Below are 24,280 nucleotides of genomic sequence, written 5' to 3' on the forward strand. Positions count from 1 at the left end.
GATCGTGAAGATGGCCTGACAGTCGAACGGCGTTTGGAAAGCCCGGGCAAAAAAATGGCACCTGTTGCCGAAGTCTTTATTGGGGCTCTAAGCGTGCGGATGTCCATCTTGGCCATGAGCTTGCTCATGAGACCGTATACGTTGACGCAGACTGATCAGAACACCGTAAAATCCTCTTGCAACGGGGCGGGCCATACGTTTTTTGAAAGTCCAGCCGCGCTTTCGCAGCCAGACGTCAAGCGCGCTGCGGCCGATCGATACGGCTCTGTCCTCGCGCAATCGCAGAACCATCTCGTTGAGCGTTATATCCTTTTTCTCTTCGATTATGCGGATGATGAAGTCCTCGTGAGCATCGAGGCGTGAACCACTGCGTCGGCCCTGCTTGGCAGGCGTCAACTGGCCGGCCCGTGCGCTGGCAATCCAGGCGATGGCCGTTGAAATCCCAATTCCAAATCTGGCTGCCGCCGATCTCGCCGACATGCCATCGCGTGACGCAGCCAGAACGCGGCTACGCAAATCATCACTGAAAGCTCGGGTAATATTGCCTCCGACCAAATCACCAGTCGAAGCGATAGAATCAGAATTCGACAGCCAGGGGAATCCTCAAACGCGATTCCGCGTTCAATGGACGTGCTCTAGAATTTTCAGCATCTGCCCCATTACGTCTGGATTGCGAACTACTTTGTTCCAATCCTCATAGTTCATAAAAGTAGCAACACCACTGTAACTCGATAAGGCAACAACAGCATTCTTGAGTACTGTTTCGCAATCTGCCCCTGCATAACCACCCGACCGGCAAGCCACATATTCTTTTTGTTGTTTGTCGTCTTTTTCATCAAGTTGCACGGCGCAGCGCGTTGCCAACAGGGCTCCCACGTTCATTCATTTCATAGACAAGCCAGGTCTTTGCTTTGCCTGCCTCTGGCGTTCGGTACCATTTCTGCATAAAAGGTTTGATGCGGGAACGATATTTGCGCGCCAGCCAGTGCGCCATTTTCCAGAACACGACTGTGTCGATGTGCCGGAAAGTACGCGCTGTGAAGTCCGTGAACTTGTAGAATGCCGCCCATCCCGCCAATTGACGGTTCAGCCGACTTACCATGCCGACTTTGCTAATATCATGATTGCCAGAAAGGGTTTCGGACAGTTTGCGAGCAAACGCCACAGCCTTTTCTCTGGGTATTGTAACGACGCACATGCGTCCATTCGACCCGCGCTTACGAATAATCCGATGCCCCAGAAAGACAAACCCGTCATTGACGTGGGTGATATGGCTCTTATCCATATTCAGCGTCAGCTTAAGTTTGTCTTCCAGAAAAGCACGACATTCTTCACGGATTTCCTCCGCCTGAGCCTTCGTCCCTTTGACGATGACCACAAAGTCATCGGCATAGCGAGAGTAGGCAACTGCAGGCTTCCATTGCCGATTCTCACGAACTGCAATCGGACTTCCTTGTTTGATGCGAAAGTTCCATGCCCAGCGATCCTTCCGGACTTTCTTGTTCAGGTATTTCGCCTCAAGCCACATATCAAACTCATGGAGCATGATGTTGGACAGGAGCGGTGATAGAACGCCGCCTTGCGGAACATGTTCGCTTGAAGCCGTAAACAGGCCACGATCAATGTGACCTGCCTTCAGCAACCGCCAGAGAAGATCAACAAACCGTCCGTCCTGTACCCGACGCCGCACACATTGAAGAAGCAGTCGATGATGAACCGTGTCAAAGTAACTTGCCAGATCACCTTCGATGATCCAGCGCCCCTTCGTTCCATCTCCATCCTGTAGCTGTATCCTCACTGTGCGGACGGCATGATGCACGCTGCGTTCCGGCCGGAAACCATAGTATAAACGATGGAAGTCGCTCTCCCAGATCGGCTCCATGGCCATCAGCATGGCGCGTTGGACAATGCGATCCGTCAGGGTCGGAATACCCAGTGGTCGTAGCTTGCCGTTCGATTTCGGGATATAGATGCGCTTCACCGGCTGGGGGGCGATAGCTCTCCTTCAGCAGACTTGCACGCAGGGCGTCCAGATGCTGATCCAGACGGGCCTGCATCCGTTGCTTATCTATTCCGTCTATGCCCGGTGTTCGTGCGCCACTTGACGCCAGAACAATACGGGCGGCCTCGGCGAGCCACTCCCGATCGGCAATGAGTCGAAGAAGACGATCAAACCTTCGGTTTGGATCCCTCTCGGCCCATGTTGCCAGCTTGTGCTGCATTTCACTGATTATCATAGGTCTTCACCTCGTTGGGTCAGGTAATTTGCACCTCAAGCAGTTTGAACTGTTCCCCTTCGCCATGTGACAGGCTTTCCCTGCCGCGGACTACTACGAGAACTCCGCCAGCATGATGGACATCTGGGTCAACTCCCTTGTGATGCAAACATCGTTGTCATTCCATCATGCCTTCCCTCGTTCATATGCTGGACGTCTACGTATTGGTGAGGCTGCCGGTCGCAGTCTTTTGCCTTGCTTTCTGCAAGTCGATGCCGATGCCATGGTCTGGCTGCATTCTCTCCATGGTCCCCAATAAGCGCCTTACGTATGCGCTATTGTTCGGATACGTGCCGACTTACATTTCCGGCACCATCTTCGGCATTCCGCCTGTTAAGTCGTGTAGGCGGAGGCGACGATTCAGCCCTCAGACACGGATGAACCGGTTCGTGTTCCTCAACCTTCCAATACTTCAGCCTCGTGAACCATCTTGGCGTAACGACTTCGCCGCAATCCCCTTTACCTGCGGGCTACGTCACCCTGTCAGTTGACAACAGGTCACCGCCGCATGGGCTCATGTCCCCTCACAGCAGGAGACAAGGCACTTCTTCAAATCCTCCTTTCTCTCGTGCATTCCAGTCATACGCATCCCTCCTAAACAGAGGGCGAGGCGCACCATAGGTTTCATCAACGCGCCAACTTGTTGACTGTGGTCGGCGCCAATGCCAGCGCAGCCGTTTTTCAATCTCCGGCGCGTATTTCTGGACCCAGCGATAAATCGTGGAATGATCGACGGGCACACCGCGCTCACCCATCATCTGTTCAAGATCGCGGTAGCTGATCCCAAAGCGGCAATACCACCGCACCGCCCATAAAATCACGTCACCCTGAAAATGGCGCCACTTGAAATCGCTCATCAAAAGTCTCGCTGAAAATTGTCTGCACTCTTTCGGACATCAGCAAATTTTTTGCAAAAGAGCCGCCAAACTTAAACAAGTTGCTAGATTATGGGGGCTCTACAGCGATCCAGTGACGTACTGCGTTTCAAGCATAAGGCCGCTACCGATAGCATTTCGGTTGGTATTAAACTCGTTCACATGATGCTCAAGCGAAAAGGTTTCATCTTCGCTTAAACCACACTTCACAGCGATCACTGTATAAACTTGTCCCCGGTTAAAGCGCGCTCCGCACCAACCGCATTTTGCAACAGATCTGTATTTAATTGCCTTGCAACCAAACTTCGTTTGCCCAAGCTGATAAATTCGGCCAAGCTTCACTCGACGGACCATCATGGCTCCAGAAACGAACAGAATCGTCGGGTGCAATGCAATAATAGTCTCCATTGTCCTCACAAATCGGTAACCAGTCAGCTGGCAAGCCTATCGATCGGGCTTGTTGGATTGTCGTATATAGCTCTCCATACACGCCACCCATTTCTTCGTTTAATGTGAGTGGCGAGAGATAACCGACAAATGCATTGCTAACATTCTTTAGAAACTCCTTGTAGTCTGGGGAAAAACCAATCCCGGTAGCAATCTCATATCTGTGAATGAGAGCATCATCTGGCAGCGGAAGCGATCTCTTCGTAGGATCATCGAGTCTATTAACCTCTTCAATAATGTTTGAAATGTCTTCTGCCATACCGGCCTCCTAGAAATCATTTACTCTGTTTATCCAATATTCGCGCCGCCATTTCGCAAATTCAGCACGATTTATACCAGATGGGATGTCCTGTGTATTGACATGTATTGTACCAGAATTCTTCTGGTGAAAAGTTTGTGTCAGTTCGGCAATCGGTCCCGATTGAGACTGAGTCATATGATGCAAATTAACCGGGTTCCCGTCTGGCCCGATAGGTGCTCGGCCAGACTGCATCAATTCGAGATTTGTCTTTCCTGTTTTAGGATCAACATATTTCGGATCTATTAGGTCATTACGCTGGTAGACCTTATTTCCGTTTATTACTATTGGATCACTCGACCAATACTGCCTGTTCTGCTGAAAATAGTTTTCCACGTCAGCCGCGGTAGCTTTTGACGTTGCCGGTGCCGTTTCATTAAGATTTATTTCATCCTGCTTTATCGTTCCTCTCGGCCTCGAGCCAGCAAGAGCCCCGTAGGCTGCTTCTACTAGGGACTGATTTGACGCATAGAGTAATCCTCCAGTGCGCTTACAATTGTCGCCAGGGTTAGCTTCGCAGAATGCGGCGGTGAAATACGCGTACGCAATATCACGGGTTAAGTCTGTTTGTCCTGTAACGATATCTATTTGCTGAAAAGTGAGCGCACTTTCAGCAGCTTCTCGAGAGAGTTTTAACAATTGCTGATAATCGTCTGCTAGTGTTGCAGACGAATCTGCAAGACTGGCAACAATTGCATCCACACACTCTTTTGTTTTGCATGCAATTAGTTCATTTTCCTGACTGACATTCAGCTCATGATAAGCCCTAGCTACAGTTTGAAGACAGTTTTGGTCACCGTTACACGCTTTGAGCTCTTCAATCTCCTTGGCGCGTTGTTCGTGTGTTAGATAATTGTATTGAAAGGCATTCCCAGCATACGCAGCACCAGTTCCGCCCGTAACCGCACCCAAACCTTGTAGGATGGACCCTGTGATGGAGTTGGTCATGAAGTCCGCAGCTGAACCACTCAACCCCGCTTCCTTGACGAACTCAGCCACCAGCTCCTTGATCTTCGGCGCAAGATAGGCTGATGACGCACCACCGAGCATACCGGAGAGCATTCCATTAAAGTCGGTAACACCGCCGAGCAGCCCGCCTGCGATGGCGTGAAGGATGGCCGGACCAGTTCCACCGTCCTTCCAGAATTCCATCTCTTCGGTGTTTTTGTTCTTATATGCCTCAGCAAATCGGTCTGAAGCATAGTCTCCGATCATCTTGGCCGCTTTGGCAGCTGCGTCGTCGTAGAGCTGCTGCGTCTTCAGCTGCTCACTGAGAAGTTTCTGAAGATCTGGTATTCCGGGCAGCGAGGTATTGGTTTCTCTCGTATCGCGCCGCAGATCATCAACGTTCTGCTGCTGATTGTCGGGATTGGTAATGATGATCTCGCCCGGAGAGATTGCTGACAGCGCTCTTCCGGTTTCGCTTTCACCTTCCTTGATCGGCGGAGAGACGAGCGGACCACTTGCACCGAAGCCACCGCCATAGGTGTCAGCTTTCCATTTGGAATGCGTGTCGAGATCCTCGAACTCAAGCGTTCCGGTTTCAAGACGATTGTTTTCAGGATCGGCCTCGCTCGTGATGAGGCCACCGGTCAGCTTGGTGTTGCCGTCGACCTTTATGTCGAAGCCACCTTCGCCTGCATGAATGCCAGATTGTTCGGAGACAATGGCCGCATCACCCTTGGCTGTCTGATAAGAGCCGGAGATGCCGCCGCTTGTCTGGCCCTGAGCGTTCGTTCCAACACCACCGCTGACATTGACCTGATTGGCCTTGGCTGTCGCAGTATCGAGCTGACTTTCAATGTTCAGATCGCCGCCAATATCAGCAATCACGGTCTCGCCGGAAACCGTCGCACCCCGCAGGTTTGTATCATTGCCGGAGTTGATATAGACAGTTCCGCTGCCCGTCACATGCGTGTTGATGTTGGTGAGAGTGGTATCGTTGCCTTTCCCCTGACCGTAGTTGAAGTTCACGCCAGGGTTCAGGAGATCAATAGAAACTCCGCCTGAGACATTCTTGCTGGAGTTCTCACTGGTTGCTTTGGCACTTTCCAGATTGATGTCATTGCCAGCAATCAGCGCAATATCACCACGCCCACCTGTCGGAAGCCCGTACTGATCATAACCGGCGCTCACCTGCGCACCGACCGCATTGATATCGCGGCCTGCCTCTATGATGACCGTGTCACCAGCATTGATCGTGGTCACCACAGGTGTCGATGTCGATCCCTCCGCACTGTTCTTCGAATATTGAAAGCCGACACTGAGCGATCCGGAAAGTAGCTGACCGCCAGGATTCCAGTTATTCGTCTCGTTTGCGCCACTCAGGACGTCATAGACATATTTGCCGTTAATCCCAGCAATAGTCGCCATCGCAATGGAATTGGCTGTACTACCGTCACCGACCCTTTTTCCAGCTTCGTAGGCATTGCCGACAGCTGCTGCTGCCTGCGATGAGACTGTTGCGGTAACACCGACAAACAGTTCCTGATGCATAAATTCATAATTGGTCTTGTCTTGCGCCGAGAGCAGATTAACGTCCCGCTCAGCGAGAATGTCGACAGTAGAGCCAGCAACAACCTGAGCCGCCTGAAGATTGGCATCACGGCCCGCCGTGATGATCACATCCCGGCCTGCATTAAGGCTCGAAACCGCATTGGTTTCTGCGCCTTCACTGGCTTCTGTCTTTGCTGAACCAAAGCCAATCCCGATCGAAGCTGAACCATTGCCGGAACTCAGCTGAACACCAAAGCCTGAGCGCTTCTCCTTGTATTCCGACGCATAGCTTTCCGCGCCGGGAAGGATATTGACGTCACGCGCCGCATCGAGCGCGATGTCATTGCCTGCCTCGACATGGGAGCCGATAATATTGACATCTGTCTCGCGGGCTTTGATGGAAACATCATTTCCCGCCGAAAGCGCAGAGCCGACATTGGCGACGATGTTCTCGCTGCTGCTTTTCTCTTCCTTACCCCAGATCGAATAAAAGCCGTCGCCAGAGCCGGCACCAAGCCCGGACTTCTTGGATGAAGACGAGGCATCGTGGCGTTCCTGCGCACCGATGATCGAGACACTGTCACCTTCGATGGCGATATCGTCGCCGGCAGTGACCTTGGAACCTGCAATGACGACATTATCGCCAGCATTGAGGTTCACATTGCCAGAAGCACCAAGCTCGGATGCAACAGTCGTTTCATCGTAAGTATGGCTCTTGTCACTCTTCTTCGACAAAAGGCCTGATTTTGATTTGGATGCATCTGTTTCAACGGTGTCTTTGCCGGATGCGATAATCAGATCGCCACCGGCATTGATATTGAGATCAGCCTTGTTGTCGGCCGTTCCTGCCTGAATGTTCGAGGCAGAGATGGTTGTATCGTTGCCGGAGCTGATATCGACGCCGTTACCGCCGCTGATCGATGATCCAACAGCGGTCTCTGTATCCGTGCGACTATGGCTTTCCTTTTTGCTGAAGACGCCCTTTGAACTCGTATCAAGCTGAGAATAGCCGGTATCGCGGGCTTCAGCGATCGTGACATTGTCGGTTGCGCTGAGATCGACCTTGCCCTTGGCATCTATTTTCGAGCCAATAATATTGAGATCATGGGAATTGTCTGCATCGGTCTTATCGCCGGCCGCAACTCTGACCGAACCGCCAGAACTGATTTCCGAGCCAATATGAGTTTCGGAGCCCTGCTTGACTTCCGAGCCGATTGTTTCGGTGCGCTGTTGGGCAACCGTAATGTTGATATCGTCCTTGGCTTCGAGGCTGACGTCACCGCCTGCCTTCACCTTTGAACCTGATATCAGAATATCGTCGCCCGCTTTGATGGACGTGTCACCACCAGACGACAGGTTGGATGTTTGCGCAAAGATGGAATCCGTCTGCGACATGCGGGTGCCAGCGACGCCATTGACCTTCTTCTCAACACCTGCCGCAACAACATTGACCGAGCCTTCTTCTGCTTCAATGCCAAGGTTGCCACCGGCTGCAACACTCGAGCCAATAACGTTCACATCCTGTTTGGCGGTGATCGTCGTGTCTTTGCCCGATTGAACAGTGGTGCCAATCACATTGTCGGAACCATTATTGGTCGCTTTTGCCGTGTCGAGCGTTACACTTTGCCCGCTGAGATCGACATCATTGCCTGCTTTGACCTCTGCACCGCGCAGGGTCAGATCATTACCCGCTGTAAGGCTCGCATTGCCGCCGGCCTCAACACCACTGCCGGATTTGACGAAAGTCTCATGACCGATCTGCATCTCGGCTGCACTAATCGTCAGATTTTGCGAGGCCGACAGCGATACGTTGTTACCGGCCGTAAAGCTGCCACCCGTTGCAAGGATATTGGTCGCATTGAGCTTTAAGTCGGTTTTAGCCTCGATAATGCCAGAATTGCTGACATCACCGACATTCATATCAACCGTGTCACCGGAGATGATTGCGCCTGCAACCGTCAAGTTCGCCTTATCGACATTGGCGATGTAGACTGTTGGAACCAGCACTGTGACACCGTTGACCGTCTTCTTCTCATACCAGACCATCGTCTCGGTCAGATTGGCAATGAGTTCGGGCGAGAGCTTCTCACCGATCGTCAGACCATTGGCATTGGCAAAGTCGACACCACGATCAAGCAGCGTCTTCATCTGCTCGATGGCATCACTTCCTGGTATAAATGAACCTTTGCCAAGCCCCTGATTGACGAGTTGGCGTAGTTGCTGATCGATCAGCTGGTTCTCAAAATAGGCGTCTCCCAGAAACGGGATTTCCCGATCAGGCTTATAACCGATGCGATTGATAAAATAGCCCGAGCCATAAAACTTGCCGACATCGAGGAATTCAGCGCGGGTCTCATAAAGGAATAGCTGGCCTGGAATAGTGCCGCCAAAGCCGCCCGAATTTGGCTTTGGTGCAGAATTACCAAGAGCTGCAATCAGGTCAGCACCGACAAGTGGCGTGCCGTTTGCAGACAAACCATTCAGCGCCGCATTTGGCGTATAAAGTGCGCCACCTGCGGTCATTCCATTGAGTATTGTGGTCGGATCATCCGTCGCAGGCGCCGTTGAAAGCTGTGCGCCGCCAGCAATCGATCCCTCAGCAGATGTGTTGTTGACAGTGGCAAAGCCACTGACGTCCATATTGCCAGCCGCTTTGATGTTTCCGAATGCGCCGCCGACAATGCTTTGGCCGGTAACACGAGAATTGCCTTTGTCGAGATCGTTGACACCATCTCGATTGCCATTGGCGTCATAGGCTTCGCAGCCGCCTGTTGCTTCACATGTCGAGGTGACGGTGCGGTAAAGTGCTATGCCTTCATTGTTGAGCACTGATCCGGTTAGTTTTGCATCACCGCCCGCTTCGATCGAGCTGTAAGCATTGTTGAGAATTGTCGCATCGATATTGAGATTGCGGCCGGTCTGGATGAGTGCCTGGGGCGAAAGATTGCTGCCGAACTGTTGCTCCACAATCGACTGACGCATCTGCGTGCCTTCATCCCAGGTGAAGGTCCAGGCAAAGGGATCGTTGCGATTGACGATGATGACCGATTTACTTTGCAGATCAGGCGTTAGCAGAATATTGCCCTGACCATCCCCCATGTAATGGGAAAGAAGCCAGCTGCGCATTTCGCCAACGCTGTGCAGGCTATCTCCCCAGATCCAGGGTGTGTTCTCTTCGTAAGATTGCAGGCTTCGCGTCCGATAGGATGTGCCGTCGGCAAAGGTGATCACGCCATAAAGATGCGCCATCCAGGCAAGCTCGGCATAGTCTTCCCCAGGATAAAGATTAAGCGGTGCATTGGTGGCTGGATTGACAAAAATATGGCCAAGCGGCTTACCCCAGGTCTCAGGATTAAGCTCAAACTTTGCAATAGCGTCGTTACTCACGACAACCGTTGACCAGGTCGGAACCGTGCTGCGCTTGTTCGTCAGATTGGCTGTGGTGATCGTTGCATCACGCTCGGCCTTGATCAGGCCGGAGATGTTGGTAATCGACTGATTGCGTCCGCCACTGGAATTTGCGGCAATGATCAAGTCTTGCCCAACCAGGATTGCACCCTGATCGTTGAGAAGATCACCGGCCACAAAAAGATGGCCATCCTTGCCGGCATAAACGAGGCCGGTCGAGGTATTGGTGAAGTTGCCTGCGATATTGAAGGTCAGATTGTTGTTGGCTGCAAGCTGACCTGGATTGGTAACGGATGCAAGCGTCAGCGTCAGATCATTGGCCGCAAGAATGGCGGTTGCAGTGGTCGTCGTGATGGTCTGAGCGGCAATTGCAATATTGCCTGAACCGCCATCAGCGGTCACGGCACGGATCTTTGCATTTGAAGCATCGGCAATTCCACTGAGGTTCAGCGTCAAACCGCCAAATGTCAGTGTCGAATTGGCAAGATTGGCCGATGCTGCATTGACGATCAATGTTCCAGCAGTCGCAAGCTTCGATCGATCATTGCTGAGATCAAGGCTCTGAAGGGTGAGTGCAATGTCACCTTTTACAACGGTATTCTTGTCGAGGCTGATTGCGCCAGAGGTCGAGTTCAGATCAGCAGACCCGAAACTCTGCAGACTGTTATAGGCAATATCCTGTTGCGCCTTTGCCTTCAGGTCTCCGCCGCTCAACAACTGATCAGCAGTGATGGAACCGCTTAACGCATTGAGCAGCAAGTTGCCTGTTCCAGGCACTCCCGCTTTAAGGATGAGCGAACCACCGGACTGTTGGGTTGCAGCAAAGTCGACACCGGAAACAAGAGTTCCAAGATTGATTGAAGCTGCATTAAGCGAAGCATTGTTGCCCGCCAGAGACTGTCCCGAAAGCGTGAGTGTGCCACCCGCCTTGAGATCAAGATCACCATGTGCAAGCGCATTGGCAGATAGATTACCCGTTGCGGAGGCTAACACTGCACCAGACGACAGAAGCCGCTGTGCTGTCAGATTGCCTGCGGTTGCTGTCAGATTAAGTGCATGGGCGTCGTTGGAAAGAATAATATTGCCGTTTGCGAGTGCTTCGAGATCAACACCGGCAACCGCCGTTCCAAGATCAATCGACGCCCCCTTGATGGTGATGTCCGAGCCTGAAACCAACTGACCGCTGATTGCAGTCGCGCCGGAGATGTTGGTTTCACCATGGCTTGTGACATTGCCGGATTTGAATGTTGCCGCATTAGCGAGGACATTGCCAGCCGACAAAATTGTTCCAACATCAATCAATCCGGCTGCAGCAGAAAGGGTAATATTGCCGGAATTGTTGAGGATAATCGCGCCGTTTAGTGCTGACTGACTGGCCGCAAAATCAACGCCCGAAAGAACTCCTCCTGCCTTGATGTTGGCGCCAGCAATATCGACATCGCCGGCACCAAGAATCTGGCCGGAGACATTCGTATCGCCAGCGATCTTAGTGAGGCCATGGCTGGTGACGTTCCTTGCTGTAAGTGCAGCACCTGTAATATTGAGGTTACCGGCAGAAAGCAGCGAAGCAACATCGATAGCGCCGGTCGCTTCAATGCGCATATCGCCCGACGTTTTAAGTTTTACCGCGCCATTGGCTGCATTGGTTGCAGCAAAATCAACGCCCGCGACGACATTCCCAGCTTTGACAGAACGGGCAGACGCGATGAGCGTGCCGCCTGAAAGAATATCACCAGTGGCAATGTCGGCCCCGGCGATCAATGTCATATTGTTGAAACTGACAAGGGAGGAAGCGCTGATCGAACCCGATGTTGCTGTTAGGCTCAGCGTACCGTTGCCTGCCTTGGCGATACCGCTCAGCGCTATACCACCAGATGCTGCAGTCAGACTTGCTGTACCGTCTGCAATAACCTGGCCAGCCGTAATGGCTTGCCCGGCTTGCAAGTTAGCGTTCTTTCCAGCAGCGACATTGCCAGTGGTAATGGCACCGGATGAAGTAAGCTCAACGTTTCCAAGTGAAGCAACATCGCCTGCAACGGAAAGCAGGCCCTCGCCATTGCCCAGAACGATATCTTCGTCGGCTGACACTGCCTCAAGCGTGATGCCTTTGGCGGCTTTGACAACCACCTTCTTCTTCGAGGTAATCTTCCTGGCTTCTACCTGCCTGCTTTTTGATTGCACGGAAACGCCGTCACGGCCAGACGTATTGCCAAGCGATATTTTGCCATCTGCTGAAAGTGTCAGTTCACCTGCATTGGCCGCCATATCATTGCGCATGCGCACGCCAGCACCCTTGTCGGTCACAACGATTCTGATGCGATCCGCCTGCATGGCACCAAGGGCTGAGCCGTCAATGGCAAACTCGCCCGCATCGTCCGCACCACTTAAAGCAGTTGCTTCACCTGTTACGTAGTCAAACTTCTGACGACCTGCCGTGAGCCTTAGGTTTTTGCCATTGATCGGACCATCAATCTGAATACGGCGCGATACGATGTCGAACAGGTCGACAGCGCCATCTCCAGAAGCAAAATTGCCGCCTTTTGAACCGAAGGTGACATCACCGCCCTGAACGGTGAACCCTGATAGCTTTCCACTACCGTCGATTTCTGGTGTGCCCGTGGTCAGCGTGGCACGCGGGGTATTGATAAAACCGCAGCCGTCGCAGGTAATTCCATTGGGATTGGCGATAATAACATCGGCTCTGCCGCCAAACACTTCTGTTGGACCAAGCAGGGAACTGCGGCTTCCGCTCGTGACCTCATTGAGGATAACGCTTGCAGGACCGCTGTTATTTAAATTGGGGTTACCGGGCGTCACGCCACCCAGTTTCGAGGTGCCCAGTTCCGAGTTCAGATTGTTGAGGATAAGACCCGGCGTCCCAACATTGAAATCGCCGTATTTATTGTGCGACAGCCCCTGACCATTGGGTGTCACAATATCGACGAGCGGTACGCCGTTGGGTGCTGCCCCGACACCCGGCTGATTGCCGATCGTTGCATTGAGGTCAGGCGCTACCTGCGCCTGAACCAGCATTGGCTGCAGAACAAGAAGACCACTGAGAAGAAGTGCAACGCTTTTGTGGACCAAAATGGCAGGATCATACCAGCGAAACATCTGCTTGGCATGACGAGAGACATCATGGCTATATACAAAATTCTTCATGACCGATCCTGCCTTAAATGCAAATTGAAAATCATGCGGCGTTTAAGCCGCAGAATTCTCTAGTCTCTCGTTTTTTTGGACTGCCCACTGCCTGGATTGTCGAGCTTCTTGTAGACTTCAGTCAGCTGGGATTTTGGTGTCGAACACTTCTTTGTGCGCGCAATGTCTTCGAGGACCTTGTTGCGATTGCGCAGTGCATCGATTTCCACCTTCTCCGGTGACTTCGGATCCATAAAGAAGAGCGCCGGAAGGAAGAGAACGCCTGCAGCCCCAAGAACGATATTCTTTCCCTGCGCTTGACTACGCTCTTTTAAGGTAAGCGTTATCTGGCGCTCATTTGCAGCAAACTCACGTGAAATTCCCGCACAATCAAAAGCGCTGTCGGTCGGATTTGTTATTGCAATAGGCTTTGCTTCCCGACCCCCGCAGCCAGCAAGACCAATGGTCAACGCCAACAGACTTGCTGTAAGCAGACCAGTCGCCGTTTTTGTACGGGAACGCGATTGAACCTGTTTCACCTGCATGACTTCGCTCCCACGTTACTTTGCAGCGACCAATGTGCTCGCCCGATCAAATGCTGCGCCGAGCCCCTTTAGAGAGACCGTGAATGGAATATTTTGATTATCGATGGAAACGGCCGCAAGCTTTAGAGTTGTTCCCTTTCGTGTCGCATCGAGGGTAGCTTTATCAAAGCTGATCGGAACGATACATCCAGCAGGAAGACAGGTTTTAAAAGGAAATGGCTTGCCGACCTGTCCGTCATCCAACTGAACGGTTAGGCCACGCGAAAATTCCAAGCCAAAGGGCAAAGTCAGGTTGCCTTGATAGGCATTGTCCTGCGCAACCGGGCTCAAACGAATATCGAGTATCCGCTGACCATTTTGTTGCTGTGCCTGGGTTTGCGAGATGACACATTGCGTGTTGCCTTTGGCGGCTCCACAGGAAACCGTCCAATCCTCAAAAGTTTCCGTCAATGATGACGCTCCGCCGGGCAGTGTGGAAGGTTTGTCACCCTTGCCATCCTGGGCGAAAGCATTTTGCGCCATGCCGCCAAGAAGGATCGATAGTGCCAACAATCCCAACGCAGAGGTTTTAAGCGCGTTTGATTTTTTTGACGAAGACTTGTCGTAATACGCAGTCATTTTAGCTTCCACTCTCAAAATTGCAGCGATGTGCTGACGAAAAACAAATCTTTGGAACTGGTATTGGCAGTACTCTTGATGATGCGCGAATAGCCGATATCTGCACCAATATTGCCGCCTGCCAGACGGGTGCCGACAGTCCAGCCTGAGACATCTCCGCCCTCGATGCCAAAGCGGTCCTGCGCGAAGACGTGGCCGTAATCAATCGCCGCATAGGGTCGCAATTCTCCGAACCGCTTGCTCAGCAATTCGTTGTTTTTCCACGGCATCGTGCGCCAGGTGATCTCGTTGCGGGTAAACAGACCACTATTGCCAAACAGGATGCTGTCGCGGGTACCACGAACATTGGAATAGCCGCCCAATGAAATCTGTTCCGCGCCATAAAGATTATCCGGGGAATACTGCCCATTGATCATCGTTGAGAATTGCAGGTTCTGGCTTGCAAGCTGAAACGGCTTGGTGACGTTGATCGTACCGGTAAATTTGGAAAACTCCGGTTCTGCGTCACCCGCTCCCGGATCCCCTCGGCGGGTTGCGCCAAAAATGCCAAGACCCTGATTATAGCTCAGGTCAAAGACCCATAATCCACCCGACATGCGGCGCGAATGAGAAAGGCCTAAATTTGCGACCGAGTATTGCCGACTTCCAACTTCGATCAGATTGCCCATCAGGAAGTTGTTGGTTTCCTTATAGGCAAGGCCTGCATTGAGCGTTGTGATTGAATTTTGATCGCGCAAAATGACACGATCGACGCTCAAACCCAGCTGACCGGAATCGCCCGATGAGGCAATATCGCTGAAATTGCCCGGAACCAGGCTACGATATTTGTAGTAGGACCCGTTAAGCGTGAAGCTCCAATAGCCATAAGGCACACTGATCGAGCCGGAAATACTGTTGCTCTGGCCAACGCCATCATTGGGCCAAGGGTAATCAGGGCCTGTGTGTTCATAGGTGAGCGACAAAAGGTCATTCAGATTGACCAGATTATCCATGCGGAATGTAACCGAAGAGCGCGAATAACCCGTCGATTTCTGGCCAAGATTGTTATTTGCAATCGAGAAATGCCACGGGAGACCGGGCTTGTTTTCGACATTGAGAATGGATGCGCCGGGTTCTTTTCCCGGTAACATCGTTGTCTTCGCATTGTTTGAGGTCAGACGATTGATCTGATCAAGACCCTGTTCAACATCGCGTATATTGACAGGCTTGTCCTTTAACCCGGGAAAGGCTGTGCCAAGTAATCCGGGATAGGCTGCGGGCTGACCATTGAGGTAAATGTCTGAAAGTGAACCTTCAGCCGCGACAAGCCGCAATTCCTTGGTCTTCGCAATATCCTGTTCGGGCACATAAACGCGTGACGTAATATAGCCTGCATCCATGTAAAGGCTGGTGATCTCTTTCAACAGCATATTGATGTCTGAAAGTCCGATGCACCTATTTTGGTAAGCAGCCAATTTGGGCGCAAGGGTTTTAGGGGAAAGGAGTGTAACGCCTTCGACCTTCACAGTGTTGATCGAAAAGCACGGACCTTTAGCGGTTTGCTTTAAAGGAGCGGATTGCTCGGACCCTTGCGGGGTCACCGCACGCGGGGTCGCCTGTTCCAGCGAACGCAATCGCTGTTCCAAATCCTGCTCAGCTTGGCGGCGCATGAAGTCATCGGCAGGCGAGCCGGCGGCATTTGGCACTTGCGTCATGCCAGGCAATGTGGAGGCAAAAAACACCGTGCAAAGCGAGATCCAAAGCCTGCCCAGGCGAATAGACTGTTTCATAATTTATCCGTCAGGCTTTATTTGGCTTTTGCAATTCGCTAAGAGCACTGGTGAGCCCTTTCAACGAAAACTTCAGATTGATATTTTGTCCATTCATCAATCGCAGGTGTGCTTCCCCCGCACTTCCCTTCTGCAAGGCTCCAAGCATTTTTTTATCGAGCTTTTGCTGCGCCCAGCAGCCAGCCTGATTGCAGTTGCGATAAGGAATGGTCACGACGTTCTTGCCGTCAACGGCCAGACCAAGACCGATGGGCAACACCACATTGAGTGGAACAAGAGCCGTCAGCAGCAACTCATTGTGAGACAATTTCTTTCCAGCTTCAGGCGCTGTCTGTGCAATTGCCAGCGTGAGAACATTGACGTTCTCCTCGCCCTGTTTAACCTGGGCGATCTGCGCGACCTCGCATTGTGAAACGGTCTTGCTGTCCGCAGCTTTGAGCTGCGCACAACGATAGTACCAGTCATCGAAGCGCTTTGATTGAACGGTTGAGGCATCCTGCTTGGCTGCAGGCTTTTCTTGCGCCTGCGCAAAGCTGATGGTTAGTAACAATGATGCTAAAACGAGGCCAAGCGGCGTCATTTTTTCCAGAAATTTCATCCCACACCCCCGCTCTAAAATCCCCCATCCCCGAGGAACCAATGTCCAAACCAGAGCTTTATCTCCCCGGACAGACTTAATTTTTGAGCATTCCAGTAACGATCAAACGTACATTCTGAATATTAGCAAGTACTGTTACAAAATCCTGCTTATTCAAAAATCATTCACATTTCAGAACTCACGCATTTCGATTGAGGTATCAGAAATCAGATGTCAACAATCACGCTTTCTATTTGAGGCAAACCTAGACGTTAGTAGCATGCAACTCGCTCCAAATTCATCGTTTCAGCCGGAGCCAATTCATATACACCCTTAATGACTGCTCGATCATCTCCAACTTTTGCCCCGACTTTTCTTCGACACTAAAAAGTACGGGCTTAAAATCTCCACGGATACATCAATAAGAATCTCCTACGCGCGAGAGGAGGCAAGATCAATCCAATGAGGGAAATGTCACCGTTACATATCCGTGAAACGTGTCATTCTGGCGCATCGTGACAGGCGTTGAAAGTGAATTAATCCAAAGCTCAACCCAACTGGGTAATCGTGGCCGGAAATTAGCACCCGGACAAACCGCGCAATTGATGCGGTGGCCATTCGGCACCCTTTAACGTCCTGCTACTGCGATCATGAAACGATTTTTCCAGAATACAAAATTGAACGCATCGGGACAAACAATGTTACTGGGATATTGATGGGCGATCTTCTTGAGGCACGGTCGCATCTGTTCAATAGTTGAGGCAAAACTCCATTGATTCAGATGCTGACGACATTCTATCAGCTGACCGCAGCTGTTTCTTGCAGTTCAGCAATGGGTAAGTTGAAACTCTGTGCGATTGCGAGATTGAAAGCAGATCAACCAAGAATGCAATGTGCCTCGTCCGTTGACGGTCTCGGTCTAATTCGCGTGCCTTCAATGAGGCATATTTTTGCGGACATCCATCGAAGCCAATGCATTGTAGGAACACATCGGCTTCGTTAGGATTTTCACGCTTGCCACATTTGTCACAGCGTTTCCGATAGTTACAACCATTTTTCAGATTGTGAAATTAGCTGCGAAATCAAACAACATTTCTAATCAAGCTCAGCAAGAGGTTACTGTTTGATTGCATTAAAGGGTCTCCGCTGCAGCGCCGAGTACAGCACGGACCGACGCCAATGCGATATCCTCATCGATACCCACACCAAAGATCTTATGTCCGTTCTGCGTTCGACATTCAATGTATGCGACCGCTTGTGCATTTGCGCCCTGCCTCAAGGCATGTTCATGATAATCGACAATTTCCAAATCAATACCGCAGCCGGACTGAAGTGCCGAGACTGTACTGGATATTAAGCCATTCCCTTTCCCAGTGATTGACAGCTCCTTACCTAAGTGGCGAACTCGTCCGGCAAAGGTTCGAGCTGCCCCAGTTCTTATTGGCCGGGGTTCTTTGTAGCTTAAGAGTTCAAAAGCCGGATTGTCGTTCAAATGATAAATTTCACAAAACAGCGTCCAGATCATTTCTGCGGTTATTTCTTTCCCGCTATCATCAGCGTGCGCCTGAACCCGTCGACTGAAGTCGATTTGGAGTGAGCGAGGCAATTTCAGCCCGTGGTCTTGCTCAAGTATCCATGCCACGCCTCCCTTACCGGATTGACTGTTGACACGGATTACGGCTTCGTAACTTTCACCTATATCCATTGGGTCAATGGGAAGGTAAGGCATTTCCCAAATACCATCATTGCGAGTTTCATGGGCCGCGAAACCTTTGCGGATTGCATCCTGATGCGATCCGGAAAAGGCAGTATGAACGAGTTCACCGGCATAGGGGTGTCGCGGATGAACTGGCAAGTCATTGCAGTGTTCAACTGTTCGAACGATCGAGCGCATCTCAGGAAAATAGAGCTTCGGATCGATACCTTGCGTATAAAGATTAAGAGCCAAAGTGACGAGATCGACATTGCCGGTCCGTTCGCCGTTCCCAAACAAGCAGCCCTCGACCCGGTCTGCGCCAGCAAGCAGTGCTTGCTCTGTCGCTGCAACCGCAGTGCCCCGATCATTATGCGGATGCACGCTGATTATAACGCTGTCTCGGCATGAGATATTTCTGCAGAACCACTCGATCTGGTCTGCATAGACATTCGGCATAGAAACCTCAACCGTCGCAGGAAGATTGAGGATTGCCTTGTTTTGTGGCGTTGGCTTTATCACATCCAACACACGCTCGCATATTTCCAAAGCAAAATCAGGTTCCGTAAAACAAAAAGTTTCCGGCGAATATTCAAAAGTCCACCGTGTCTCTGGCTGTTTGCAGCTTTCAGTCACCATGGCGGCAACACCACTCACGGCCAAATCGATGATCTGCTGCTTGTCCATCCCAAAGACGACACGACGGAAGAGTGGAGCTGTAGCGTTATAAAGATGAACGACGGCCTGCTTTGCCCCCTTTAGAGCTTCGAAAGTGCGTGCGATCAGGTCCGCTCTTGACTGGGTCAGAACCTGAATCGTCACGTCTTCCGGAACCAGATCACACTCGATCAGTTGCCTGACAAAATTGAACTCCGTTTGCGAGGCAGATGGAAAGGCAACTTCGATTTCCTTGAAACCGATTTCTAAGAGCATCCGATAGAAGCGCATTTTCTTCTCGCCATTCATGGGGTCGGCGAGTGCCTGATTTCCATCGCGCAAATCTGTCGAAACCCAGCGCGGCGCTTGCGTCAATCGCCGGCTGGGCCATTGGCGATCAACCAGATTAATCGGAGATAAAAACGGACGGTATTTTTGATCTGGGGTCTGCATCATCACGGTAATTTCTTTCAATATTTGGGTATTGCGGCGTCAACTTCGATAGTTCGATGGCAGGTACGACCGTTGCGTTGCCAAGGACAGCAACGGTCGCTTCTAAGTCGAGGTCGAAACACGGCTTCGACAGCACGCAGCAACTCTGATGTAAAAGAATGTTTTCCGAGCTTGAAATTTCTCGTCAGCATGAAAAAAGGCACGGTAGACTCTTCCGAATATGGTTTCATTGACAGCTAATACATGAAAGAAGGTTGGCATTCTCGCTTGTAAAGGCCTGTTAATAGCTCTAAAGGGTCAATCTATGTCGCTCTCTTATCCGCCGCCCGTTAGGCTTGCCGTCACTGCCATTGCTCAAGATGACACGGCATTTTCGAGAACATCCCATCGCCACGAAGACGCCCAGCTCATCTATGCCCGGTCCGGTATTGTCACGGTTTCCACCAAAACAGGTCATTGGGTTGTCCCGCCAAATCGCGCGGTCTGGGTGCCCGCGATGATCGAGCACGCGACACGAAGCCATGGGCCCGTCGAATTTCGGACGCTCTTTATCCGACCGGAAGCTATCGAAACGCTTCCTTCAATATGTGGCGTCGTGGAAGTTTCGCCCTTACTGCGTGAGTTGATATTACGAATGATTGAGTTGCAAGTTAAGGCTCTTAATGCCACACCCTTCGCACAACGTGTCTGCGAGTTGTTATTGGAGGAATTAACTTTTCTTCCAACCGAGCCGCTCAATCTGCCAATGCCAACGTCTCAACGTCTAAGCAAGTTGTGCTTTGCTTTAGAAGCAGAACCAAACACTACGTTGTCTATAGAGGAAGCAGCTGCGCAATCCGGAATGAGCAGAAGAAGTTTCATGCGACATTTCGAACGAGAAACGGGCATGACCTATGGCCGTTGGCGGCAACAGCTTCGGATGCTGAAAGCCTTGCCACAGTTGGCTGCGCGGGAGCCAATTGTCAGTATTGCGCTGGATTGTGGATACCAAAGTGCGAGCGCTTTTTCAGCAACGTTCAAGCGGAGCCTAGGGCGCCTTCCCTCGGATTATTTTAATAGCCAAACGCGCTGATAAACAAACTTTTAGCATGAAGTGAGCAACGCTATTGTACGAGAAACTGACGAAAATTGTAAAAATGTTTGCTTGCTGCGTTCTAGTTGTTACGCCTGTCGTCGCCCAATCCATGACAGACATCCCTGTGGCCTGGAGTGATGTCGACCACACCAGAGAGCTTGAGGCGCTTCTTCAAGATGCTTTAGAGACCCACGATGGTGCCGCGCTCTCTACTGCAAGAGCGAAGATTACGGCGGTTGATCAAATTGGCATGGATCGTATTTTGCGCATAATAGATGAAAACGAAACTGAAGAGCTAAATAGTCTAAGCCTCAAAATGAGTTCATGCCACTATGCAGGAATGTTGATCAGGCTCATAATCCTTGATTTATATGAAACTACCCGGCCGACCGGACCGGAGAACTATTCGATCTCAGAAACGAATGCCGCGCATTTTGCAGAACATATGAACCGTTGCGAACGTCTTTCGGCGCGCTTGCTCTCACCGCGTTTGATCGGAAACACACACTGAGCAGGGAACGTCGGCCAGATTAAGCTCGAAACCGGACTGCGATTTTCAGTTGCACCGGGAAACAGACGCCAAACAACGCTCAATTCCGCGAGCTCTTAGTGAATTTTGCTCCACAATCAATGTGAATTATGGTGCCTGTTGCTAATTTCAGTGCACGCGCGCGCCCGCAAAATCCTCCATTGAATTTAGCATCTGGAGAACAGATCGCCCTGGGGCGAATAGTGATTAAATCGTCCTCAAAATTCATGCGGGCCCTCTCCCGCGCAAACCACTTCGTCTTAGATGCACGACTGCTTTCATCGCTTACGAAAGATCGGCCGCCAGGTGAGTTTCAAATCGCTTTAGCAATATGGAGCTTGTGCGAACTTCATTTGAACGATCATATAACGGTTTAGAATCATCAGGATACCGGAAAGCGCAAGCCACGCGACAGCGTGAGATGACAATAAGGGAATGTAGGCACATGAAGATTTACGGACAAATGGTTTCAGCCGCATTGGTTGCCACCGCACTTAGTAGCTTTGCTGTTAACATGGCAATGTCCAAGACTTTGGTCTATTGTTCCGAAGCCTCTCCCGAAATGTTCGATGCAGCACAGACGACATCCGGCGCAGTTTATGACGCCTCGGCCCGCAATGTTTCGAATGGCTTGATCAAGATAAAGCGTGGTTCAACCGAGTTGGAGCCTGGGCTTGCGGAGAGCTGGGAAGTATCCGCTGATGGCAGGCAATACACATTTCATCTGCGGAAGGGTGTGAAGTTTCACACCACCAGCTTTTTCACACCTAGCCGAGATTTCAATGCAGACGATGTCATCTTTACCTTTGAGCGCCAAGGCAACAAGGACAATCCATATTACAACCAGGGCACCTGGCCACAGTTTGGCGCCTATTCCTTTCCTACGCTGATCGACAAAATTGAAAAGATCGACGACTCCACCGTCAAATTCATTCTGTCGCGGCCAGAGGCCACCTTCATCCCGACATTGTCCTTAACATTCGCGGTCATTCAATCGAAAGAATATGCCGACAAACTTGTTGCGGAAAATCGTATTGAAGAATTCAGCCAGCAACCGGTGGGAACCGGACCATATCAGTTTGTTGCCTATCAGAAGGATAGCGCGATCAGATATCAGGCCAATCCGGATTATTGGGCAGGTAAGCAAAAAATCGACAATCTTATTTTCGCCATCACGCCAGACGCTGCCGTGCGTCATCAGAAGCTGAATTCTGGCGAGTGCCACGTTATTGCGGCTCCCAACCCCGCAGATATCGCCGAGATGAAAAAGGATCCAGCCATTGAGATGCAGAGCAAAGAAGGTTTAAACCTGTCTTTCCTCGCATATAATACCCAGCAAAAGCCGTTTGACGACGTTCGGGTCCGAAAGGCCCTCAACATGGCAGTCAATAAGAAAGCCATTATCGAAGCTGTTTATCTGGGCTCAGCTGTTCCCTCCGTGAACCCATTGCCACCGAGCGTCTGGGGCTACAACAAAAGCGTGAAGGACGACGCTTATGATCCCGAAGCCTCTCGCAAACAGCTTGAGCAGGCAGGCGTAAAAGATCTGAAGATGAAGATCTGGGCGATGCCGGTGCAACGCCCTTATATGCCAAATGCCCGCCGAGCAGCGGAGCTCATTCAGTCCGATTTCGCAAAAGTCGGGGTTACTGCTGAAATTGTGACTTATGATTGGGGTGAATATCTCAAGCGTTCGCTCGAAAAGGATCGGGATGGCGCCGTTATGCTCGGCTGGACAGGAGGAATTGCGGATCCGGACAATTTCCTCGCCGCACTTCTGAGTTGCCAGGCTGTTGGCAGCGCTAATCGGGCCAACTGGTGCCAGGAAGATTTTGAAAAGCTCATCCAAAGTGCCAAATTGACGACTGATATAACAAAACGCACGGAACTTTACGAACAGGCCCAGGTTGTGTTCAAGGAACAAGCACCTTGGCTTACGATCGCCCATCAAATCGTGGAGCAGCCAATCAGCAAGAAAGTCAAAAACTTTCGCATTGATCCCTTTGGCGGATATCTCTTCGAAGATGTCGACATTGAAGAATAGGGCTTACTGAGCCGAGTTTCAGAAATGACGTCGGACGGAGAGCATAATGGCTCACTGTCCGACACTATCCCAGGGTCGCATTCGCACAGCCTAAATCAATAGCCGAGTACCAAGCATGAATATTGTAGATCGCTTCTTAACTTACACGCGTATTAATACCACTGCTGTGCCAAATGCCGACACGCTTCCTTCAAGCGAGGGGCAAACAGTGCTCGCCCGATTTCTTGCAAGCGAAATGCGTGCACTCGGAATGGAAGTCGAAGAACGCGATCATTCGATTGTTGTTGGCACCTTGCCTGCGAACATCTTAGATAAAGATGTTCAGTTCCCGACGATTGCTTGGGTGGCACATCTCGACACTTCGGCTGAGTATGTGACCGACACAAATGCCAAAGTGGTCGAATATAACGGCGGCGATATTTTGCTTAATGCGGAAACCGGGGCCGTTATGGCGGTTTCCGAGTTTCCCGAGCTTGAAGCCTATGTTGGAGATCGTATCATTGTGACCGACGGCACCAGCCTGCTCGGGGCTGATAATAAGTCAGCCATTGCAGAAATAATGCACGCGATGCAAGTCCTTACCGCCCATCCTGAGATTGAGCATGGCATCGTCAAAGTGGTTTTTGTTCCTGATGAAGAAATCGGGTTGCGCGGCGCAAAGGCACTGGATGTTGCTTCGTTGCATGCAGATTTTGCCTATACGCTTGATTGCTGTGCTTTGGGTGAAATCGTTTATGAGAATTGGAATGCAGGTGAATTTCACATCACGCTACAAGGCCAACCCGCTCATCCGATGTCAGCCAAGGGAAAATTGCGCAACGCCATACTCTATGCGCAACAGTTTATCGCTATGCTTCCAGCGGGAGAGCGACCGGAATACACCGAGGGTACTGAAGGCTATTATTGGGTAAAATCTATCCAGGGAAGTGTTGCCGAAGCAAGTCTGGTGATCGACATAAGGGATTTCACAACTAAGGGTTTCGAAACACGTCGTTTGTTTGTTGAGCAGCTTGTGACAAGTTTCAAACAGCTTTACGGCGACGAAGCGGTTCGTTCAGACTACAAGGCGGTTTATCGTAATGTTGCAGAGGCACTGCAGGGAGAAAATCGTTATCCTGTAAGCCTTGCTCTCAACGCGATGAAAGCGATTGGTGTTGAACCAAAGCCGGTTGCTATGCGCGGCGGGTATGATGGTGCGGTTTTGTCCGAAAGAGGATTGCCGTGCCCTAATCTGTTCTGTGGTGCCCACAATTTCCATTCCATTTACGAGTTTCTGCCAGTCAGCTCGTTAGAGAAGGCTTCTGAAATGGTCGTCGAGATCCTGAGGAGCGCACGTGTGCCCCGGTCGACAGAAAAACCTTTATAGTGGATAGTCTTGA

12 protein-coding genes and 3 pseudogenes are annotated in these 24,280 nt (G+C 51.1%); 4 read left to right on the plus strand and 11 right to left on the minus strand.

The window, feature by feature from the left end:
- Nucleotides 1-189: 189 nt before the first annotated feature.
- The 11 genes and pseudogenes from KMS41_26230 to leuA form a co-directional block, all read right to left on the minus strand.
- Nucleotides 190-540 (minus strand): annotated as a pseudogene (locus KMS41_26230) (transposase).
- Nucleotides 541-621: 81 nt separating this feature from the next.
- Nucleotides 622-864, minus strand: coding sequence for a hypothetical protein (locus tag KMS41_26235; GenBank protein ID QWK81319.1), 243 nt, complete (start codon nucleotides 862-864; stop codon nucleotides 622-624).
- Nucleotides 836-2,222 (minus strand): annotated as a pseudogene (ltrA, locus tag KMS41_26240) (group II intron reverse transcriptase/maturase). The gene KMS41_26235 and the pseudogene ltrA overlap by 29 nt, the downstream one beginning before the upstream one ends.
- 671 nt (nucleotides 2,223-2,893) lie before the next feature.
- Nucleotides 2,894-3,133, minus strand: a pseudogene (locus KMS41_26245) (IS6 family transposase).
- A 301-nt stretch (nucleotides 3,134-3,434) separates the two neighbouring features.
- On the minus strand, nucleotides 3,435-3,857 hold the full coding sequence (locus KMS41_26250; protein ID QWK81320.1) for an SMI1/KNR4 family protein: 423 nt from the start codon (nucleotides 3,855-3,857) through the stop codon (nucleotides 3,435-3,437).
- 9 nt (nucleotides 3,858-3,866) lie between these two features.
- On the minus strand, nucleotides 3,867-12,962 hold the full coding sequence (locus KMS41_26255; protein ID QWK81321.1) for a hemagglutinin repeat-containing protein: 9,096 nt from the start codon (nucleotides 12,960-12,962) through the stop codon (nucleotides 3,867-3,869).
- Nucleotides 12,963-13,021: 59 nt separating this feature from the next.
- Complete coding sequence (locus tag KMS41_26260; GenBank protein ID QWK81322.1) at nucleotides 13,022-13,486, minus strand: hypothetical protein; 465 nt, start codon at nucleotides 13,484-13,486, stop codon at nucleotides 13,022-13,024.
- 15 nt (nucleotides 13,487-13,501) lie between these two features.
- Nucleotides 13,502-14,104, minus strand: a complete 603-nt coding sequence (locus KMS41_26265; GenBank protein QWK81323.1) for an invasion associated locus B family protein — start codon at nucleotides 14,102-14,104, stop codon at nucleotides 13,502-13,504.
- Nucleotides 14,105-14,118: 14 nt separating this feature from the next.
- Nucleotides 14,119-15,798, minus strand: coding sequence for a ShlB/FhaC/HecB family hemolysin secretion/activation protein (locus tag KMS41_26270; GenBank protein ID QWK81872.1), 1,680 nt, complete (start codon nucleotides 15,796-15,798; stop codon nucleotides 14,119-14,121).
- An 85-nt stretch (nucleotides 15,799-15,883) separates the two neighbouring features.
- Nucleotides 15,884-16,471 carry an invasion associated locus B family protein gene (locus KMS41_26275; protein QWK81324.1) on the minus strand — a complete coding sequence of 196 codons (588 nt, stop codon included), beginning with the start codon at nucleotides 16,469-16,471 and terminating at the stop codon, nucleotides 15,884-15,886.
- 1,111 nt (nucleotides 16,472-17,582) lie between these two features.
- On the minus strand, nucleotides 17,583-19,256 hold the full coding sequence (leuA, locus tag KMS41_26280; GenBank protein ID QWK81325.1) for a 2-isopropylmalate synthase: 1,674 nt from the start codon (nucleotides 19,254-19,256) through the stop codon (nucleotides 17,583-17,585).
- Nucleotides 19,257-19,557: 301 nt separating this feature from the next.
- Here leuA and KMS41_26285 point away from each other — a divergent pair, with 301 nt between their 5' ends.
- From KMS41_26285 to pepT, 4 genes are all read left to right on the plus strand, one after another.
- Entirely contained in the window at nucleotides 19,558-20,325 is a 768-nt protein-coding gene (locus tag KMS41_26285; protein ID QWK81326.1) for a helix-turn-helix transcriptional regulator, read from the plus strand.
- Nucleotides 20,326-20,359: 34 nt separating this feature from the next.
- On the plus strand, nucleotides 20,360-20,839 hold the full coding sequence (locus KMS41_26290; GenBank protein QWK81327.1) for a hypothetical protein: 480 nt from the start codon (nucleotides 20,360-20,362) through the stop codon (nucleotides 20,837-20,839).
- Between the two features lie 463 nt (nucleotides 20,840-21,302).
- Nucleotides 21,303-22,901 carry an ABC transporter substrate-binding protein gene (locus tag KMS41_26295; protein QWK81328.1) on the plus strand — a complete coding sequence of 533 codons (1,599 nt, stop codon included), beginning with the start codon at nucleotides 21,303-21,305 and terminating at the stop codon, nucleotides 22,899-22,901.
- Nucleotides 22,902-23,016: 115 nt separating this feature from the next.
- Complete coding sequence (gene pepT, locus KMS41_26300) at nucleotides 23,017-24,267, plus strand: peptidase T (protein QWK81329.1); 1,251 nt, start codon at nucleotides 23,017-23,019, stop codon at nucleotides 24,265-24,267.
- The last annotated feature ends 13 nt before the right edge of the window (nucleotides 24,268-24,280 follow it).

The organism is Ochrobactrum sp. BTU1 (assembly GCA_018798825.1).
GTDB lineage: Bacteria > Pseudomonadota > Alphaproteobacteria > Rhizobiales > Rhizobiaceae > Brucella.

Excerpts from the sequence above, each read along its gene's own strand:
- leuA (QWK81325.1), bottom strand. The coding sequence starts at position 19,256 with ATGATGCAGACCCCAGATCAAAAATACCGTCCGTTTTTATCTCCGATT.
- KMS41_26275 (QWK81324.1), bottom strand. The coding sequence starts at position 16,471 with ATGAAATTTCTGGAAAAAATGACGCCGCTTGGCCTCGTTTTAGCATCA.
- KMS41_26265 (QWK81323.1), bottom strand. The coding sequence starts at position 14,104 with ATGACTGCGTATTACGACAAGTCTTCGTCAAAAAAATCAAACGCGCTT.
- KMS41_26285 (QWK81326.1), top strand. The coding sequence starts at position 19,558 with ATGTCGCTCTCTTATCCGCCGCCCGTTAGGCTTGCCGTCACTGCCATT.
- KMS41_26255 (QWK81321.1), bottom strand. The coding sequence starts at position 12,962 with ATGAAGAATTTTGTATATAGCCATGATGTCTCTCGTCATGCCAAGCAG.
- pepT (QWK81329.1), top strand. The coding sequence starts at position 23,017 with ATGAATATTGTAGATCGCTTCTTAACTTACACGCGTATTAATACCACT.
- KMS41_26260 (QWK81322.1), bottom strand. The coding sequence starts at position 13,486 with ATGCAGGTGAAACAGGTTCAATCGCGTTCCCGTACAAAAACGGCGACT.
- KMS41_26270 (QWK81872.1), bottom strand. The coding sequence starts at position 15,798 with ATGACGCAAGTGCCAAATGCCGCCGGCTCGCCTGCCGATGACTTCATG.
- KMS41_26250 (QWK81320.1), bottom strand. The coding sequence starts at position 3,857 with ATGGCAGAAGACATTTCAAACATTATTGAAGAGGTTAATAGACTCGAT.
- KMS41_26295 (QWK81328.1), top strand. The coding sequence starts at position 21,303 with ATGAAGATTTACGGACAAATGGTTTCAGCCGCATTGGTTGCCACCGCA.